This is a genomic window from Algisphaera agarilytica (assembly GCF_014207595.1).
In the GTDB taxonomy this organism is placed as follows: domain Bacteria; phylum Planctomycetota; class Phycisphaerae; order Phycisphaerales; family Phycisphaeraceae; genus Algisphaera; species Algisphaera agarilytica.
The window spans coordinates 1694979-1714683 of the sequence record NZ_JACHGY010000001.1; the positions used below are offsets into that span (position 1 = coordinate 1694979).

Annotated in this window: 11 protein-coding genes; 2 read left to right on the plus strand and 9 right to left on the minus strand. The window is 65.4% G+C overall.

Annotated features, from left to right (window positions below; genetic code table 11):
* The first annotated feature begins 27 nt into the window (after positions 1-27).
* Positions 28-1023 (plus strand): 2-hydroxyacid dehydrogenase, encoded by a 996-nt coding sequence (locus HNQ40_RS07145; protein WP_184677193.1) that lies wholly within the window; start codon positions 28-30, stop codon positions 1021-1023.
* 23 nt (positions 1024-1046) lie between these two features.
* Here the strand turns inward: HNQ40_RS07145 and zigA are convergent, their stop codons facing one another.
* Positions 1047-2285: a zinc metallochaperone GTPase ZigA gene (zigA, locus tag HNQ40_RS07150; RefSeq protein ID WP_184677194.1), complete on the minus strand. Its 1239-nt coding sequence runs from the start codon at positions 2283-2285 to the stop codon at positions 1047-1049.
* A 387-nt stretch (positions 2286-2672) separates the two neighbouring features.
* Between zigA and HNQ40_RS18595 the strand changes: the two genes are divergently transcribed.
* Complete coding sequence (locus tag HNQ40_RS18595; RefSeq protein ID WP_184677195.1) at positions 2673-3281, plus strand: PEP-CTERM sorting domain-containing protein; 609 nt, start codon at positions 2673-2675, stop codon at positions 3279-3281.
* A gap of 16 nt (positions 3282-3297) precedes the next feature.
* Here HNQ40_RS18595 and ppk1 read toward each other — a convergent pair whose 3' ends face one another.
* The 8 genes from ppk1 to HNQ40_RS07195 all read right to left on the minus strand — a co-directional run bounded on the left by ppk1 (position 3298) and on the right by HNQ40_RS07195 (position 19644).
* Positions 3298-5616, minus strand: coding sequence for a polyphosphate kinase 1 (gene ppk1, locus HNQ40_RS07160; protein ID WP_184677196.1), 2319 nt, complete (start codon positions 5614-5616; stop codon positions 3298-3300).
* 135 nt (positions 5617-5751) lie between these two features.
* Positions 5752-6942 carry a hypothetical protein gene (locus HNQ40_RS07165; protein WP_184677197.1) on the minus strand — a complete coding sequence of 397 codons (1191 nt, stop codon included), beginning with the start codon at positions 6940-6942 and terminating at the stop codon, positions 5752-5754.
* A 112-nt stretch (positions 6943-7054) separates the two neighbouring features.
* Positions 7055-8116 (minus strand): prenyltransferase/squalene oxidase repeat-containing protein, encoded by a 1062-nt coding sequence (locus HNQ40_RS07170; RefSeq protein WP_221435410.1) that lies wholly within the window; start codon positions 8114-8116, stop codon positions 7055-7057.
* 20 nt (positions 8117-8136) lie between these two features.
* Positions 8137-8898: a hypothetical protein gene (locus tag HNQ40_RS07175; RefSeq protein WP_184677199.1), complete on the minus strand. Its 762-nt coding sequence runs from the start codon at positions 8896-8898 to the stop codon at positions 8137-8139.
* A complete protein-coding gene (locus HNQ40_RS07180) occupies positions 8895-12482 on the minus strand; it encodes a hypothetical protein (protein ID WP_184677200.1) in 3588 nt (1195 codons plus the stop codon). The genes HNQ40_RS07175 and HNQ40_RS07180 overlap by 4 nt, the downstream gene beginning before the upstream one ends.
* Before the next feature lie 156 nt (positions 12483-12638).
* Positions 12639-17510 carry a BatA domain-containing protein gene (locus tag HNQ40_RS07185; RefSeq protein WP_184677201.1) on the minus strand — a complete coding sequence of 1624 codons (4872 nt, stop codon included), beginning with the start codon at positions 17508-17510 and terminating at the stop codon, positions 12639-12641.
* A gap of 91 nt (positions 17511-17601) precedes the next feature.
* Complete coding sequence (locus HNQ40_RS07190) at positions 17602-18579, minus strand: DUF58 domain-containing protein (RefSeq protein ID WP_184677202.1); 978 nt, start codon at positions 18577-18579, stop codon at positions 17602-17604.
* Between the two features lie 3 nt (positions 18580-18582).
* Positions 18583-19644, minus strand: coding sequence for an AAA family ATPase (locus HNQ40_RS07195; RefSeq protein WP_184677203.1), 1062 nt, complete (start codon positions 19642-19644; stop codon positions 18583-18585).
* Between the last annotated feature and the right edge of the window lie 61 nt (positions 19645-19705).

Sequence of the window (19705 nt, forward strand, 5' to 3'; positions counted from 1 at the left end):
CGTCTGGCGATCGTATAGTTTGGATGCATGAAGATCGCCTTTTTCAACACCAAACGGTACGACCGCCGGTTCTTCGACGCGGCCAATGCGCAGCATGGCCACGACATCACCTACCTCGATCCGCGGCTCGAGGTGAACTCGGCCGTGATCGCCGCCGGTCACGACGCGGCGTGTCTGTTCGTGAACGACGACGGCTCGGCCGCGGTCATCGAGGTCCTCGCCGAGCAGGGCATCAAGCACCTGGCGCTGCGCTCGGCGGGGTTCAACCACGTCGACCTCAAGGCCGCCGAGCAGGCGGTCATAACCGTCTGCCGGGTGCCGGCCTACTCGCCGCACGGCGTGGCCGAGCACGCGATCGCGCTGATGATGACGCTCAACCGCATGACCCACCGCGCGTTCAACCGGGTGCGCGAAAGCAACTTCGCGCTCGAAGGCTTACTCGGTTTCGAGATGCACGGTCGAACGGCCGGCGTCGTGGGGACCGGCAAGATCGGTGCGGCGGCGGCACGCATCCTCGCGGGTTTCGGCTGCCGGGTGCTCGCCTACGACGTTTACGAAAACGACGAGCTCAAAGCCCTCGGCGTCGAATACGTCACGCTCGATGAGCTCTTCGCCCAGAGCGAGATCATCACGCTGCACTGCCCGCTGATGCCCGAGACCGAACACCTGATCAACGCCGACACGCTCGCTCAGATGCAAGACGGCGTCATGCTCATCAATACCAGTCGGGGCAAACTCATCCACACCGACTCGGTGATCGACGCGCTCAAGACCGGACGCGTCGGCCACCTGGGCCTGGACGTCTACGAGGAAGAAGACGAGCTCTTCTTCGAGGACCACTCCGGCGACATCCTGCAGGACGACGAGTTCGCCCGCCTGCTGACGTTCCCCAACGTGCTCATCACCGGCCACCAGGCCTTCTTCACCCGGCACGCGCTGGAAGAAATCGCCAGCGTCACGCTGACGAATCTCACGCAACTTGAGCGCGGCAAACCCTGTCCCAATACACTCGCCTCCTGGTAAGCGGCGAGTGTACGGAGGCGGGTTTACGCCGTACCTGCGGGTACCTCATCCCAGGAAGGCAGCGGATCTTCGAGATCGGTCCAACCCTTGGGGCCTTCGGCCTTTTCGCTTTCGGTCAGCAGACATTCGTTCAGGGCCAGGGTGACCTTTTCTTTATCGAGGCCGATGCCGATGAAGACGATCTCCTGCCGGCAGTCGCCGCCGCTGGCTTCGTCCCACTTGGACTCGATCCACTCGCGGGTCTCGGGGTCGTCGGGCCAGTTCTCCTTGGGCACGGAGGCGAACCAGTAGCCGGCCCGCTCGATGGTCAGGCTCTTGCCAGCCGAGTTCCACATCGCGCAGAACTGCGGACGCGTCGCCATCCACGAATAGCCCTTGCTGCGGACGATGCCGGACATCATGCCGTTTTGGATCGCGTCGAGCAGCCGCTTAGGGTGGAAGGGCCGGCGGGCGTGGTACACGAAACTGGAGATGCCGTATTCCTCGGTCTCGGGGACGTGGTCGCCGTTGAGTTCCTTGAGCCAGCCGGGCATCGCGGCGGCTTTTTCTTCGTCGTAGAGGTTGGTCGCGATGATGTCGGTCGGCGAGACCGCGCCGCGGTCGGCGTGGATGATGCGTGCTTCGGGGTTGAGTTTCTTCAGCACGCCTTCCAGCCGTTTCACGACTTCCGGGCCGGCGTCTTTGACCTTGTTCACCACGATCACATTGGCGAACTCGACCTGGTCGGTGAGGAGGTCGACGACGTTGCGCTCGTCTTCCTCGCCCATGGCCTGGCCGCGGTCGAGCAGGCCGTCTTCGGTGTTGAAGTCGTCAAAGAAGTTCATCGCGTCGACCACGGTGACCATCGTGTCGAGCTCGGCGACGTCGCCGAGCGAGATGCCCTGCTCGTCACGGAAGCTGAAGGTCGTCGCGACGGGCATGGGCTCGCTGATGCCGGTGCTCTCGATGAGCAGGTAGTCGAACCGACCCTCGCGGGCCAGCTTGGCCACCTCGATGATCAGGTCTTCGCGGAGCGTGCAGCAGATGCAGCCGTTGGTCATCTCCACCATCGTCTCGTCGGTGCGCGACAGCGCCGCCCCGCCGTCGCGGACGAGGTTGGCGTCGATGTTGACCTCGGACATGTCGTTGACAATGACCGCGACCCGCATCCCCTCGCGGTTGCTCAGGACGTGGTTTAGCATCGTGGTCTTGCCCGCACCGAGGTAGCCCGAGAGCACGGTGACGGGGAGTTTCTTGGTGGGTTGACTCGAGCGTCCAAACATGGGCTGACCTATCTTTGTCTTTGAGAACATCAGGTTGAGCAAAACCGTGGCGACGGATTGCCTTGGCTCGTGCAGCGCTGATCTCCGGCAACCCGAGGCGGGAGGGTGAGGCCGAGCGCAAGGGCGCTTAATGATATTTAATTATCAATAAATATCAAACCGCGTTGATGGTGAATCTCCCAAATCGTGCAGTTTTCCCATGTTGACTACTGGAAGTTCATAAACCGGCTGAGTTCAGGGATGTTCCTTAGGGCGTTTATGGCGGGCCGTGATACTTTGAGGGTGGACAAGGATTTTCACAGCATGTGTACGGAGGTCGCCATGAAGGTTTTAAACCGTCGTTGGTGTTTACTGGGGTTGGTGGTTGGTTTATTGATGCATTTTGGGGTGGCCACCAGTTCGGGGGTGACCATCGATCTGGTTTATGAATTCGACGGCAACAGCCCGGGGGGTACGACCAGCTTTGGCACGGTCATGCTCGTCCAGAACGGCGGGCTGGTGGACGTCACCATCACGGCCAACACCGCCAATCTTTCCGGCGGCGATATCCACGAGTTCTATTTCAACCTGCCCGACACCATCAACGCCAACGACCTGGTGTTGAGCAACTCCGGCGGCACCAGCGATCGCCCCATCGGCACCTTCACCCTGCTCGGCCCGAACCCCTCGATCGCTGGCGGCGGAGGCGCGTCCTTCGACACCGGTGTCAGCTTCGGCAACGGCGGCGGGCCGCCCGGCAACGGCATCCTGACCGCCGCGACGTTCTCGCTCACGGTCGCCGGTGGCTTGTTGGTTGGCGATCTGGTGCCGGAGCTATCGACACCCAACAACACCCCGCCGGTACATCTAGCGGTCCACTTCCAGGACACCGACATCTTCGGGGCCGACTCGGAAACCGTCGGCGGCATGGTCCCCGAGCCGAGCAGCGTGGCGTTGCTGGCTTTGGGGCTTGGTGGATTGGCCGTTCGATCGCACCGAGACCGTACGGCGGGGTGAGCCTGCGTAACTGAATTTACCCGTCGGCCAGCTCCAGCCGGGTCAGGTCCATCAGGTGTTGATGGGTACCGACGACGGCGGGGGTGGCGGCGTTTTTCTCGGTGATCTTCGGGGGGGTCCGCTGGGTGTAGTTGCCCTCGGCGTCCATGTCCCAGGTCTGGCGGTGGTCGGCGAGCATCGTGTCGACGATCGTCTTGAGCTTGGCCTGCAGCGCCGGGTCGTACACCGGGGTGATGCACTCGACGCGGTTGTTGAGGTTGCGGTACATCCAGTCGGCGCTGCCGATGTAGTACTCGGCGTTGCCGCCGCGGCCGGTCTCTTCGCTGCCGGAGGTCTTGGCGGTGACCTGGGTCGGGTCGTAGGACGTGACGCCCTGGCCGTTGCGGTAGTGGTAGATGCGCGAATGTTCGAGGAACCGGCCGATGACGGACTGGACGGTGATGTTTTCCGAGAGGCCGGGCACGCCGGGGCGGAGGGTGCAGAAGCCGCGGACGATGAGCTGGATCTTGACCCCGGCGTTGGACGCTTCGTAGAGCTTGCGGCACATCCGGCGGTCTTCGAGGCTGTTCATCTTCGCGACGATCAGCGGGCGGTCGTCTTCGTGGCTGCCGGCTTGTTTCCAGGCCTGGGCGTGGGCGATCTCGCGGTCGATCATCTCGACGAAGCGTTTGCGCATGTTCGTCGGGGCGATGAGCAGGTGGTTGAAGTCGCGCTTGAGCGATCGGCCGGTGAGCAGGTGGAACACCTCGACCAAGTCGCCGGTGATGCGGGGGTCGCAGGTGAACAGGCCAAGGTCGGTGTAGAGGTTGGCGGTCTTGGAGTTGTAGTTGCCGGTGCCGATGTGGGCGTAGGTGCGCAGGCCGTCTTTTTCTTTGCGGACGACCAGCGAGGTCTTGGTGTGGGTCTTGTAGCCCACGACGCCGTACACCACGTGGATGCCCGCCTTCTCGAGGCGCTGGGCGAGTTGGACGTTGCGCTCTTCGTCGAAGCGGGCCTTGAGCTCGACCAGCACGACGACCTGCTTGCCGGCCTCGGCGGCCTTGATGAGGTCGGGGATGAACGGCGAGTCCTTCGCGGTGCGGTAGAGCGTCAGCTTGATCGCGATCACGTCCGGGTCGGTCGCGGCGCGGCGGATGAAGCGTTCAACGCTGGCGCTGAACGACTCGTAGGGGTGGTGGACGAGGATGTCGCCGTTGCGGATGACGCTGAAGATGTTCGAGTCGACGTCGGCCAGGCGGGTCGGGACCATCGGGGTCCACGGCTCGTACTTAAGGTCGGGCCGGTTGACGCTGCCGTGGATTTCCCAAAGGTCGTTGAAGTCCAGCTCGGCGGGCATCTGGTAAACGTCGTCCTGCTGCAGCCCCAGCTCCTGCATCAGGAAATGGTTCATCGGGTGGAACGGGGCGTCGTCGGTCTCCAGCCGAACCGCATCGGCAAACCGGCGGTCGCGCAGCTCCTGCTCGATCAGCTCCAGCAGGTCCTCGGCGTCTTCTTCGTCGCGCTCGACGTCGGCGTTACGCGTGATGCGGAACGGCTCGACGTGCTTGATGATCATGCCGTCGAAAAGCTTGTCGAGGTTGTGACGGATGACCTGTTCGGTGCTGATGAACTTGTCCTGGCCGTCGTCGCCGGCGAGCTTCACCCAGCTCGGCAGGACCTGGGGCACCTTGACGCGGGCAAACTGCATACGGCCGGCGTTGTCTTCGAGCTCCGCTTCGCCGTCGACCGACGGGGTCTGGATCGGCGACATCATCGGGTCGTTCTTCTCGACCACCGGGTGCTGAAGCATCACGCCCAGCGACGTCGAGAGGTTCGAGATAAACGGGAACGGGTGCCCGGGGTCGACCGACAGCGGCGTCACCACCGGGAACAGGTTGGTCATGAAGTATTCGTTGGCTTCTTCACGCTCCGCGTCGCTGAGTTCTTCCCAGGCCAGCAGGTGGATGCCCTTGGCTTTCAGCGCCGGCTTGACCACTTCGGTGAAGCACTGGGCCTGAACGTCGAGCATCGGGATCACCAGCTCGCGGATCATCTCGATCTGCTGCTCGGGCGATAGCCCGTCGACGGTACGCGTCATCAGGCCCGCCTCGATCTGGCGTTTCAACCCGCCGACGCGCTTCTGGTAGTACTCGTCGAGGTTGGAGTTGAAGATGGCCAGAAAGCCGACGCGTTCGAGCAGCGGGGTGCGTTCGTCCAGCGCCTCGTGCAACACCCGCCGGTTAAACTCCAGCCAGCTCGATTCGCGGTTGAGGAACTCGCCCTCGGCGGGCGGGGCGTCGATCGGAAGCGTCGCGGCGTGAGCGGGTTTCGTGTCGGGGGTGGACGTGTCGGACATGGCGTGGGCGTGGTGGACAGAATGCGGGCGGGATCGACTCACCGAACAGCACGGCGGGCACAGACATCGCTCTTCGCGGCAAACCAGTGTACCGACGCGACGTGTTAGCAGGGAGTAAGTTTGCTCGGCGTGGGGCTACCGCGTCGCGTCACCGGTGCCGGGGCGAGGCCGGGGGGCTTCGATGAGCAGCTGACCGCCCTTGAGCAAAACGCGATCGAGGATCGGGCCGTTATCCGCCGGGTCGAGTTCGATAATCAGCGCCTCGTGACCCGGTTCCAGGACCACGTTGATCGGGGCTTGGGGGTTCTCGGCATCGAGCCGTGCCTCGACGATCGGCGTGGTGTCGAGCCCGTCGAGGTAAACGCGCAGCTCCACGTCGGCCAAAACCGCACGCTCCCGGGGCAATCCCTCGGGGAGGTTCAGGCGGGCCTGGGTCGAAAACCGCTGGGTGCCTGAGGGCAGGGAAAACTTCACCGTGACCGGGGCGTGCATGCCGAAGCCGCCCTGCTCTTGGCCCGGCACCCAGTCGCTGCCGAACACCGCCCCGCCGGACAACACCTCCTGCGGTTGGCGATACAGGTTGTCCAGCTTCAGACCCGACGCCGAGAACTCGATCGCCATCACTTGGTTCAACGTCAATTCAACCGCCGCATCCATCGGCGACAGGGTCGGGCTCAGCGTGATCAGGTCGCCTTGGATATTTAAGCCTTTAGCACTGAACCGGCTGCCGTCTCTCAGCACCACCGTGTCGCCCTCGTTCGCCGATTCGATCGGGGGATTCGCAAACTGCACCGCAGCGATGTTCGACACCGGGAACCCGATCTCGTTATCGCCGCCGTCGGGGATCAACACCACGCTGTCTTGCGAAACGGTGATGACAAAGCCTGTGATCTGATCGCCGTTGACAAAGTAAACCGTGTCGCTGTCCGGCGGATCCGTTAACACCCGCCCGAGATTGAGGGACGAAGACGAAAGGCGGAGCAGCCGCACATTGTCGAGACCAAAAGCAAACCTTCCGAGTTCGGGGTGCGCCCACTCGATGACTTCGCCGTTGCTGCGGGTGCCGGTCCACTGCCCGGAAAACGATTGGCCGTTGACCAGCCAGATGCGTTGCTGCGAAGCGGCCTCGTGGTACGGGCGCGACAGATGGCCAGGTACAACCGGAATCATCCGAACATACTCGGCGACACTGCCCTGCGTCAGCCAACGGTTGTCGTCGTAATAACTCAGGGTGTCGCCGCTCAGGCCCGACACCTCCACCATCCGGGTCTCCAGGTCGGTCCCGGTAAGCAGCGCTTGAGTCAGACCAAAGGAGACGGTCGGCACCGCGAAAAGCCCCATCAGCATCGCCCCGACGAGCAAACTCGTCCGGGCACAGCGAAATTTCGGATGAAAACAACGGTGGAACAAACCAACTCCTGAGAAAAGTGGAATCGTCCTATCTCTGATATATCGGCAAAAGACGATTCGGGATCTGCAAAATCAGCAGGCTCATGCCGGTGCCGTAGGTCTCGCCGTGGTTGGAAGACCAGGCACCGGAGTTTTGTTGGCGATCGATCAGTTCTTCACGCATCCGCGGGAACCACTCCGACCAGTACCCGCCGCCGGCGAGGAACATGGCCTGGGCCGCGTAGTAGTGGCCGTAGAAATAGTGGCCGCCGCCCTGCGCGCCCAGGCCGCGCGAAGCGCGGACGAGGTATTGCAGGCCGTCGGTGACCGCGTCGTCTTCGTAGATGCCCGCGTATTGCAGGCTCGCCACCCCGGCCGCCGACCGCGGGTACGCCGAGCCGCCGGCCGTGAGCATGTAGCGGAAGCCGCCGTCCGCGGGGTTCTGGCACTGACGCACATACGTGATCGCCCGGTCGATGGTTTCCTTGGGCACGCTCAGCCCGGCGTTGCGCGCCGATCGCAGCGCCATGACCTGCGTGATCGTCACCGAGATATCCGCATCGAACGGCTGCGGGTGGTACCGCCAACCGCCCTCGTGGTTCTGCGTGTCGACGATGAGGCGTACTGCTTTGAGCAGGACCTCGCGGACGCGTGCGTCGCCGGTCATTCCGTAGATCTCGCCGAGGAACAGCGTGGCGTAACCGTGGCCGTACATCGGGCCGTGGGACGTGTCGGCGGCGATGAGCCCGGACTCGGTCGCGCTGGAGAGCACGAAGTTGAGCGCGGCTTCGACGTTAGGCCCGTAGGCCCCGCGGTTGGGCAGGTGGCCGTCGGCCATAAACGCCAGGCCCGCGATGGCGGTGATGCCCACGTGCTTGCCGTAGCGGTCCTGCCCAAAGCTGCCGTCGTTGGCCTGCCTTGTCGCCAGGAACGCCAGGCCTTGGTCGATGGACTTGCGCAGCTCTGGGGTGATCTCGACGAAGTTGATTTCTTCCGTGCCTCGACCCACATCCGCCGACGCGGGCGTCGGAGTGATGAGTGCACAGTGAACAGTGATGAGTAACAGACAGAGCAGCCAACCGCGGATACCGCGTTTTGCCTTGGCACTCATCATTCGTAACTGTTCACTCATCACTCGGAAGCCTCCTCCGCCAGTCGGCGGTAGTAGGCTTCGGTGAGGTTGCGGTACACCGGGCTGTAGGGTTCGTCGAGGCCGTTGGTTAGTTCGTCGCGGAGGCGCGGCGGCAGGGCGCCCCATTCGATGCGGACTTCGTCGATCGCCCCCTGGCCGGGGTCGATCGGGCCGACCTGCCCGGGGGAGAAGCCGCCGGGGTTTTCGCCGTTGGCTTGCTGCTGGGTTTGGCCGGGCTCTTGGCCTTGCGCTTGTCCGGGTTGTTCGCCGGGCTCTTGGCCTTGTTCCTGGCCGGCGTTCTGGGCGCTGCTGTCCTGATTGGACGAGGAGCCAGAACTGCTCGACGAAGAGGACGAGCTGGATTGTTGCTGCTGGGCGGCTTCGATGAGCTGGTCGAGCCGGGCGAGGATGCTTTCCTGCAGACGCTGGGTGTCGAGACCCGGGTCGCGCTCGTCTCCCAAACGATCGGCCACGCGGTCCATGTCCCGCACGGCCTGCTCGAACGCGTCGGCCGCCTCGGTGCCACTCAGTATTTCTTCAACCTCATCGATGGGCGCCGTCTCGGTGGTCGGGGGCGCGGCGTCCTCCGACGAGGCGGGTGCCGCGGGTTCGAGGTCGAGCAGTTCGTCCAGCGTCGGCTGGTCCTGTGCCCCAGCCGGGTTGAAACACGCCAACGCCAGCACCCCGACCAGCACAGACGCCCCCCGACGCACTCGGCGGCGCGTTGGTTGGAGAAGCAAGCTGTGCGTGCGGTTGTTCATGGTGCGGGGGCCCCCGGCTGCTGCTGTTGCTGCATCTGTTGAATAAGACGTTGGCCGAGGCCCGAGAGTTCCCGTTGCTGGCCCGACAGATCGGTGAGCAACTCCGCCTGCTCGTCGGTCGGCTGGGTACGCACGGTGTCGGCCAGAGCCCTGGTCTCATCATAGACCGACTGCTGCACGCCCCGCAGCAGTTTCAGCTCGGCCGCGGGCGGGATCAGCGGTTGAGGCCCGCCACCGCCACCGCCGGAGCTACTGCCGCCCTCGGCAAATTCCTGTGGCCCGCCCGATTGATCGAGCGCCTCGGCCATCGTCTCGAGCAGCAACGCGGTCTGACGCTGCTGTCGCAACACCCGGCTGTCACCCTGCCCACGCGAGAGCTTGCCCGCCGCCTCGCCGCTGGCGGTGTCGATCATCTCGTGGGTCTTCTGGAACACGACGGTCTTGGCGACCTTGTTCCCGAGCTCGGCCGCGGCGTCGCCGATCTCGTTCTGCGATTTCGCCAGGCCACGCAACGCCGCCCGGGTCTTGCGCGACAGGGGGACCTCTTTCAGCAGCTCGGCGGTTTCCGAGTTCAACTCCTTCTGCTGCTGGGCGAGTTCCAGGTATTTCTGACGCAGCTCATCGCGTTCCTGCTGGGTCTGGTCCTGCTCGTTCTCGGCCTGCTTTTCCTGCACCTTGGCCAGGGCTTCTTCCAGCCGTTCGAGCGCGACGCGTTGCCCGGCCTGGGCGTCTTCGCGCCCACCACCACGCAATCCCGTCAACGCCGCGGCCTGGGCTTCCACCGCCTTAGCAACGATCGGCGCGATCTCGGCGGTTTCCTGGTCGGCTTCCGCTTCGGTCTGCACCGCGATCGTCCGCACCCACAGATTCGATTGATCCGGGGCGAGGTTGGCCAGTTCTTCCACGGACGCATCGGCGGGGGTCGCCTCCAGCGCCACGTTGGCGAGCGTCTGGCCCTCGATCAAGCGACGCAGTTGCTCTTCGAGTGCCAACAACCGGCGACGCAACAACTCCTGACGAAGCTCATCCTGCTCGCCGAGCTGTTGCATCATCTGGTCGAGCGTGTCGAGGCTCTGCATCTGCGAAGAGCCGGCCTGCGACAACTGGTTCTGCTCGAGGCCTTGCTGGGCCTGGCTCATCTGTTGGCCAAGCCCCTGCCGTTGCGCGACCGCCGCCGCCTCGGCCATCGCTTCCGCCGCGGCGCGGTCCTGGTCCGACTCACCCTGCTGCGCCAACGACTCGGCACTGCTCTGCAACCGTTCAACCGCGTCCTGAGCCTGTTCCGCCAGGGCTTCCTGACGCTCGGCCAGTTCCTGCAGCGCCTGCTGCATCTCTTCGGAGAGCTGGTCCATCGGCTGGCCGGCCGTGCGCGGCAAGAGCTCGCGGGTGTCTTGCGCCAGCGCTTCCTGCTCGGCCTTCAGGCGGGCCAACTCGAGCTTGAGCCCCAACGCATCACGGCCCTGGTCCAGCAGCTTCGCCAGGTCTTCGAGGCGTTCGCGTGCCTCGGCCTGCTGCTGGCTCGCTTCGGCTTTCGCTTGCTGGGCGTCGCTGTCACCCGCGTCTTCAGCATCGCCGGACGACTGCGCTTCGGCCGCGTCTTGCAGGTCTTCCTGGGCCTGCTCGCTGGCCTGCTGCGCCTGCTCGGCCAACGCATCGGCCTGGCGGATCAACTCATCGAGCGTCGCATCGTTCAGCCGGTTGAGCCGCAATCGATCCTGCACCCGGCTGAGTTGTTGCCGTTGACTCTCGACCGCCCGCGTCACCCGCGCCTGCTCGGACTGCAGCCGCGCGGGGTTGTCGTCTTCCAGGCGTTTGATGAGTTGTTCCTGCTGCAGCTCGAGCCGCTGCGCTTGCTGGCGAACTCCGGCGAGGTCGGCGCGGACCTGATCGATAAGCGTATTGGGGTCGATGATGTTCAGCCGACGCGGCGTCGCCTGGGCGGTGTCGTGGCGGAAGCCGTTGAGCTCGAAAACGTCTTGCGCGCTGGCGTGAACCGTGACGACGTCGCCGACCCGCAGCGGAAGCGTGGACAGATCAAGCGTGGCCTCGGCGGCGAGTTGCTCGGAGCGGGCGACTTCTTCAGCCAAGGGCAGACGCTTCCCGGGTTGGTTGGGGTCGACCGCGTCTTCGACCTCGACCCGATCGGGGTGCTCGGCGTGCATCGTCAACGCGCGGATGCCCACGTCGTCGCTCGCCTGCGCCGAGACCGGGAGCAAAGCCGTGGCCAACACCGAGGCATCGGCCGAGGGCTCGAGGATGGTGACCGCGGGTTGACGGTCTTCCAGGGCCTCGAATCGGACGAGCCGTTCGGTGGCCTGGGTCAGGCCGTGGGCATCGGTGAGTGTGATCGGGGTCTGGGTGGTTTCGTTGAGGGTGAAGCCGAGCACGACGCTTCGCGGGTCGAGTTGATCAATAACAAGGTCGGGGATCGACACCAGGCCCGGCACCAGCACCTCGGGCTCGAGCGCCTCGGCAGGCAACGGCTTGTTCAAGCCCAGCGTCAGCTGCACCTGCGCCCCGGCCAACATCGTGACGCTGGCGATGCGCTGCGACTGTTCATGAAGGGCAACGGTCTGCGGCGCCGCCAAACCCGCGGCGTAGGCCGGCGGCTCGACCTCGGCGACCACCGACTGCAACGCCGGCCGAGCGACAAGCGTCAACACCTGCGGCTCGGTCAGGTCGTCGCCCGCTTCGAACCACGCCTGCACTTTCGCCGAGGCGGCATCACCCGACGAGACCTGACGGACCAGGTCCGCCGGAGCCCGCCACTGCAGCTTGAACTCGCCGGGGGTCTCGCTGTCGGTTTCTTCCACGTTGGCGCTAATGAGTTGTTCGGTCATGAGCAATCGCTGCGGGGACAGCGCGCCCGTGGGCTGCCCCTGGACGTCAACGGATTGCAGGTTCAACCACACACGCATCCCCGGGCGGAATCCGCGGCCGACGCTGGCGGAAAACTCCACCGGGCTGTCGATCGCCGCTGCCGCAGGCAGCTCGCCGCCGCTGACCTGGGTGCGCTTGGGCCAGGCCGTGTCGCTCCACGGCATCAGCCAACGCGACGCGGCGATCGCGCTGTGCGTCGGCGCCGAAGCCGCCACGATCCCAAATAACGCCACCGCTCCGACCAACCACATCGCACGCTTGCGCGTGGGCTCGAGGTTAACGATCTGGCCCACGCGCACCCCGGCGAGTTCTTGTTCGGCTTTGGCCACGGTCGCCTGCGCCATCGCCGCGGTCGATGCCGGCGACGCGTAACGCTCGGGCGCCAGACCAAACTCCAGCGAGCTGGTCAGCAAGCCGGAAAGGTGCGGCACCATCGCCTCGACCCGCAACGCCAACGCGCTCAGACTCGGCCCGAACCGCCACGCCGCCGTCAGACGCCTTACCAGCCAGCTCAGTCCCAGCGCCAACAACACCAGCCCGATCACGCCCCGCATCCAACCCGGCAGCCGCAACCCGAAGTCCACCACCCCCAACACAATCAACACCGGCAGCACCACCGCCACCGCCTGCGCCAGCCGCTGCAACACCAGCAACACCCGACCCCGCCGGCGCACCTGTTCGAGTTGTCTAGCGATGTGTTGCATGGGTGTTGGGGATTTGGGAATTAGGTGTTAGGGACTTAGGGACTTGGGTTCATGTTCTAACGTTCATAGTGAATTCGACTTGGGTAACGCAGGGCTTGCTTTTCATACTTCGACGTCGGAGCCTAAGTCCCTAGGTCCCAAACACCCAAATCCCTACTACACCAACCTCACCAGCTTCCGACCGATCCATTCTAGGGTGATGAGCACCACCACCAAGACCAAAGCCAGGGCCGAGTTCCAGATGGGCTCGGCCACATCGTTGGCGGTTTTCCGTGCCAAATTCCGCACCACGCCGGGCTCGGCGAGCTGACTCAATTCGTTGAGCGGGACCACTCGCCCCCCCGTCGACTCGGCCAGACGCACCAGCCGCGGCACGTCCGCCTCGGCGCGACGCATCTCGTCGTCCGACGCAATCACATCCAGCGGTACCCGCAGGTCCAGGCCGGACAACGCCGGGTCGGTCGCCACGAGTTCCAGGGCACCGGGCAGATTGGCGAGCCAAGGCGCGGTGTAACGCCGACTGGTTTCGTCCAGGGATGATGTGACCGACGAGGCCGGGCGCAGCTCGAACTCCGCCAGGTCACGCTCGAGCGCATCGTCCGCCCGACGCACCGCAACCTTCACGCTCGGCAGGTCTCGCGCCAGCAGCGCCGCGTCTTCGATGTCCAGGTCCACGACCACGGTGCCGCCAACGGGTGTGCTGCGTGTCGAGACCGCCAGACGAACGGGTTGGTCGGTCCGCGTCGCCGCGTCTCGGCCGAGCATGCGCACCAGCTGCACCCAGAACTGTTCGAAGTAGACCTCGCCTCGGGCGTAACGCCAACGCCAGGTCTCGTCCGTCGCGACATACAACGACTGCCCCGAGCCGAAACGGAGGCGGGTCACCAGCGGCTGATCGCCCGGCTCCTCCGAACCGCTCGGCATCACGTTGGCCAGCACCTCCGCCGAGGGCTTGAGCTCACCCAAATCCTGCACCCAGCGCAGCCCCGGCAGGTCTTCCGGCCAGCCAGGTTGGGCGTCTTCCCCCGCATCCACCGAACGCAGCTGCAACACGCTGAGCGTGTCGGCCAACGGCGTGGGCACCACCGCGGCCCGCGCCCAAGGCAGAAGCGACACCGCTTCGGGGTCACGCATCGGAAGCAGGTCCGACAACATCGTCGCCGAGTAAGTCGACGGCATGCTGCCCTGGCCCGCAACCCACAGCACACCGGCACCGCGCTGCGACACCAGGTCGTGCAACTGCTTCCGCTGTTCGGGGCTCATCGACTCGGCCGGGACATCGCCGATGATCACCGCGTCGTACCGCCGCCACTCTTCGTCGGAGTTGGGCAGGCGGGTGATCGGCGTGTCGCCCTCTTGAGCGAAGGCGCGGTCCGCACTCAGCAGCATGATGCTCGAGTCGATCGACTGCTCGCGAATAAGCATGTTCTTGAGGTAGCGGTACTCCCACCGCGGGTAGCCCTCGATGTAGAGCACGCGGATCGGCCGATCGATCATGTTCACCGCGAACGACTCTTTGTTGTTGGTCAGGTTCAGCTCGCGGTCGTCGTCCGCAGCAGCATCGATCGGCGTGTACACCACCTCGACGGCCCACGGCATCTCGCCGGTCTGGCTCGACTGACCCTCGAGCCGCAGCGGCTGCCCGAGCCCAACGTCTTCAAGCGTCTTCTCGTCGAGAACGTCTTGCGTCTCGGTGTCGATCAGTCGCACGGCGATACGCGACGGGTCGATCGGTTCGTCCCCCGGGCGGAGGCTGGGCTGATCGACCACGACCGTGACCGGCACCGTGTCGTTGATGAACGCGGTGGTCGGCGCATCGACCCGGGACAACGCCAGGTCCAGCGGAAGCCGCTCGGCGCCCAACGGCACGCTGTACACCCGCACCGATTGCTGTTCGAGTTTGGCGAGCAGGTCCGTGCCGGTGGCTTCGGGGCTTCGGCCGTCGCTCATGAGCACGATGCCGCTGATCGGCCGACCCGCGCCCCGACGCATCGCCGCCTCTAAAGCGGTGCGCAACGCGGTGTTCTGATCGCCCGGCTCACCCAACGCGTCAAGCCCCGCATCACCCACCGGCGACTCCAGCTCAAACGCCTGCTCCCCAAACCCCATCCACGCCACCTGTCGGCCGCGCCCGAGTTGTTCTTCGCCGAATACCTGGCCCTGATCCGTCAACGCGTCGCGCAAAGCCTGTTCGCGGCTGACTAATCCGTCCGCCCCGCCCGACGTGTCCGCCACCGTCATCGAGGCGCTGCGGTCGACCAGCACCAACAGCACGTCTTCCTCCACCGTCTCATCGGTCCGCACCACCTCGGGCCCGGCGAGTAAGACCGCGATCAACACCAACAGCAAGCCACGAAGCCCCGCCAGCAACGCCCGGGCCCACACCGGCCCGAGCAATCGGCGGTAGGTCCACCACGCCGCGAGCAGCGACCCGGTGACGATCAACACCCACGCCCAGGCCGGCAGCGGGAACCGCCAGCCGATCGCGGTCGCCTCCGCGAAGCTCACCTCATCCAACCCGAGCCACGAGTCCCAACCCGAGTTGGCCGATGCGGTGCTCGGTTGCATCGCCATCGTCCATGCGGCGCCCAACCACACCGCCGCACGTCCGAACGGGCTCCATTTCTTCTTGGTCTTGGGGTTGCGATCGCTGGCACGCCGGTCCATCGAGACCTGGCCCGCACGTCCGCGGCGGGGCGACTCGGCGTGGCTGAACCAACGGGCCAGCAACATCTCGATCAGCACCAAAGCCAACAGCACCCACAGCAGCGCCCAACCCAGGTTGGTGCGTTTCTCGGCGGTCACCATCACCGAAGCCGGGTCGTCCGCGTCGAGGTAGTCCCACGCGCCAAAGCCGTCGAGCCAAACCGCGAGCTGGGCTTCGTTGACCGCCCGCACGTCGCCCGCGTCGGCCGGGACGTTCACCGCCACACGTTCGCCGGAGGTCACCGATTGGCCGTCGGCACTCGGGCCGTAAACCCCCGGCTCGTCGATCGCGGTCCACGGCTCGTCGTCGAAGCGTTGCACGAGCGTCTCGCCACCCACCCGCTTCAACCGGGTCACCGCGGACCACGCCGTGCCGAGCGTCGGCGGCTGCCCGGCAAGCGATTCGTCGGTGGCCGACACATCGCCCAGCACGCCGCGCAACGCGTCGTGCAGCAACGCCGGGAACACCGGCTTGGTCGGCAGGTTGGACCAACCCGCGTCCACCGCCACGCTGGTCAGCAGCAACCGCCCTTCCCCCACACCCGCCGAGGCCAGGAACACGCCGGCTTGCGCGGCCGAGGAATCGTCTTGCTCCGAGGTCGCATCGGGTTGGAGCGTGTCCGCCAGGGTGATCCACGCCTCGTCCGGTTGAGTGGTGGCCACCGCCAACGACCGATCGATGCGCACCGGCCCGAGCAAGTCCGACCAGTCGGCCGACAGCAGCAATAGTTCGGAGGGCGGCCGGGCGTCGCTGTCCAAACGCATCGCTTGGCCCGGCGCCGCGACACGGACCGGGGCCTCTTCATCGAGCTGCCAGTCCACCTCCATCGCGGTGCGCATCAGGCTGAACCAGTCCCGCGCTGCGGGCTCAAGGGTGGCGGGCGGAAAGACCCACACCAACCCTCCGGCACGGGCGAAGTCCGCCAGCGCACCCCACCCGGCGTTGCCCAGCGCATCGGGCCGGAGCACAAGTACCGCGTCCAAGCGCTCGATCCGATCGGCATCCATGGTGGCGGGCAGCAGGCTCTCGGTTACCACCGCAAAACGTTGGCCGGTCTCTTCCGGGCTCAGCGCGGCCCGCACAAACGCCGCGGGGCTGAGCCCCGTGCCGCCCAGGCCCGCTGCGCCATCGTCGACCACACCCACGCTGAGTTGCGAGCGGACCTCGACCACCGCGAATCGGCGGTCGTCTTCGCTCACGGCGTCCGCCGCCCCGGCTTCGCCGGCCAACACCGCGGTGACGGTCCACATCCCGCTTTGGCCGCTGTTGTAAATCGGGGTGCTCTCGGCTTCCGACGAGGCGAGCGGGATATCCACGCTCAGCGTGGCGGTGGACTGGCCGGCCGACCAGTTCACCGGGCGTGTCACCGCGGGCAGCGTCGTGCCATCGGGCGCGGTGAGAAACAACTCAACCTCACCCGCCGCGGCGGACGCGGTGCCGTCGAACCGGCGGACCACCACTTCGACCGACACGCTCGGGGCCGGCCCCTGTTCGTCGGGCGAGAGCATGGGGCCTTGCTGCCCGGTGAGCAGCAACGAACGGCGGGGACGCAGCGTTTGGATCTGCAGGTTGCCCGAGCCGACGTCCGGCCGGGTCACCACGAAAGTCGCACGCTCGCCCAGCGTCGCCAGCTCGGTGGGCAACGCCTGTTCGAGATAATCCGCGCCCCGCGCGAAGTCACTGAGCAACGCCACCACCGGCGGCGGACGGGTACGGCTCGATTCCGCATCGATCGCCGCGGCGACCCGGGGCAACAGCTCGGCCATGGTCGATCGGCCAAAAGCAGGTTCGAGTTCTTCCAGCGTGCTGCGGACCTTGCCGTGGTCCAGCGTCGGCGACGGCGTCGCGGGGTGCGGCTCCTCGGGCGACGACGTCACCCAAAGCTGCACCGTGTCGTTGCGCGACACACCATCGAGCAGGTCCAGGGCGGTGGCTTTGAGCTGATCGAAGCGCACCCCTTCGCCCACCGCCGCGCGGGTGCTCAGCCCGTCTTCGAGCACCAGGTGAACCGTGCGCCCACTGCCTAGCCCTGTGGCCGATCCACCCCACACCCCCGACAGCAACGGCCCGGCCAACGCAAGCCCCGCGATCAGCATGACCGCGCAGCGCGTCAGCAGCAGCAGCCACTTCTCCATGCGCAGCTTGCGTTTCTGTTTCTTGAACGCCAGCCGGAGGAACCGCATCGCCCCCCACTCCTCGCGCGTCCGCCGGGTACGCGAGAGCAGGTGGATGATCACCGGGATCGCCACACACGCCGCCCCGGCCACCGCGAGCGCGGGGGCGGTGAAGAGACCGGCGAGTTGTGCGAGAGAAGTAATCATGTGCGATCTGGGATCTTCGATGTCCGATGTCGTTGCACGAAAAACAGCTCTCCGATATCACACCTCGTACATCGAAGATCCAACATCCTGCTTATCCCTTTCCGATCAACGCCGAACGCCGGGCGAGGAAATGGCTGAGCGGCGGTCCCAATGCTTCGTCGGTTTTCAGTAGCAGGTAGTCGTAGTCGAACTTCCGGGCCACGCGTTCGATGCCCAGCAGGTGGTTCTGGACGACGTCGAGATAGGCGTTGCGCAGCGCCGCGGGGTCGAGCGGGAGTTTGCCTTCGCCTTCGAGGCCGACGAACTCGCTGGCGTCGCGGAAGTCGAAGCTGAGCTCGGCCGGGTCCATCACCTGGAGGATGATCACGTCGTGGTGGCGGTGGTGCAGTCGGGCCAAGCCTTTTTCCAGGTGCTCGGGGTCGTCGAAAAGGTCGCTGACGAGCACGACCAAGGAGCGCCGGGTGAGCCGAGCCACGGTGCGGTCCACGATCTGCTCGAGGTCGGTGTGCGTGTGCGTGTTGTCGATTGGCACCGGCTCTTCGTTGTCTTCCTTCACCAGCTCGGCCCGGTGCAGGAGCTGGGCGATGGTCTTCCAGTGGTTCTGGGCGTTGCTGAGACGTGACCCGTTGACCACGTCGTCGGCGAAGAGCGTGAGGCCGACGCGGTCTTGCTGGCGTAGCGCGATGTTGGCCATCGCCGCAGTCACGCAGGCCGCGTGATTCCATTTGGTCCAGTGGTTCGTCCAGCCGGACTGCTGTTTGGTCAGCGAGGTGTAGCCCATCGAGCCCGAGCAATCAAGCAGCAGGACCAGATCGAGGTTGGTTTCCTGCTGGTACTGCTTGAGGTAGAGCTTGTCGGTTTTGCCGTAGATCTTCCAGTCGAGGAACCGCGTGTCGTCGCCGGGCGTGTACTGGCGGTGCTGAGCAAACTCAACGGAGATGCCCTGCTGCGGCGAGCGGTGCTGACCACTCATCAACCCCTCGACGATGATCCGCGCCTGCAAGTCGATCGTCTTGATCGCCGCGAGCGTCTGCGGGTCGAGGAAGTTGGGCGTAGTTTCGGGCGGCATCGATTACTTCAACACGGCAGCGGCTTGGGGGTCGGCGTCACTGGTGACTTGGATTTGGTCAAGCAAACGATCGATCAAGTCATCGGCGGTGACGCCATCCGCCTCGGCGTTGAAGTTGGTCAGGATGCGGTGACGCAAGACGGGGCGCGCGACCGACTTCACGTCGTCGGGGTGCACGTGCGTTCGGCCGCCGAGCACCGCCTTGGCCTTGGCCGCGAGGATGAGGTACTGGCTGGCCCGCGGACCCGCGCCCCAACGCAGGTAGTTCTGCATGAAGTCGGGGCGTTCGTCGGCGGCGTTCTTGTCGGGGCGACGCGTCGCCCGCACCAGACGCAGGGCGTACTCGATCACGTGGTCGGCCACGGGCACGTCGCGCACCATCTCCTGGATCGCCGTGACCTTTTCCGCGGTCAGCACCGGCTTCACGTCCGGCTTCTCACGACACGTCGTGCGGCGGATCACCTCGAGTTCCTCAGCCTGGGTCGGGTAGCCCACGCGGATCATGAACATGAAGCGGTCGAGCTGAGCCTCGGGCAGCGGGTAGGTGCCTTCCTGCTCGATCGGGTTTTGCGTGGCGAGGACGAAGAACGGGTCGGGCAGCGGGTGGCGGATGCCCCCGGCGGTGACGTGGTGTTCCTGCATCGCTTCGAGCAGCGCGGCCTGGGTCTTGGGCGGCGTCCGGTTGATCTCGTCGGCGAGGATGAGGTTCGCGAAGACCGGGCCTTTGACGAAGCGCATCTCGCGGTGGCCGGTTGTGCGGTTCTCTTCGATGACCTCGGTGCCGGTGATGTCCGAGGGCATGAGGTCGGGCGTGAACTGGATGCGGTTGAACTCGAGGCTGAGCGACTTGGCGATCGTCGAGACGAGCAGCGTCTTGGCCAGGCCCGGCACCCCGACAAGCAACGCGTGTCCGCGGGTGAAGAGCGCGAGGAAGACTTGCTCGACGACGTCTTGCTGGCCGACGATCGCTTTGCCGATCTGTTCGGACAGCGCATCGGACGCTTGGCGGATGTCGTCAATCAGCGCCTGGGGATCGGACGGGGAGTTCGGTTGTTCATCGGACATCAAAAAGGCTCCGGTGTGTCCCGTGGGATCGGGGTGTCTCGCGGGGAATCTGAGACCAAGG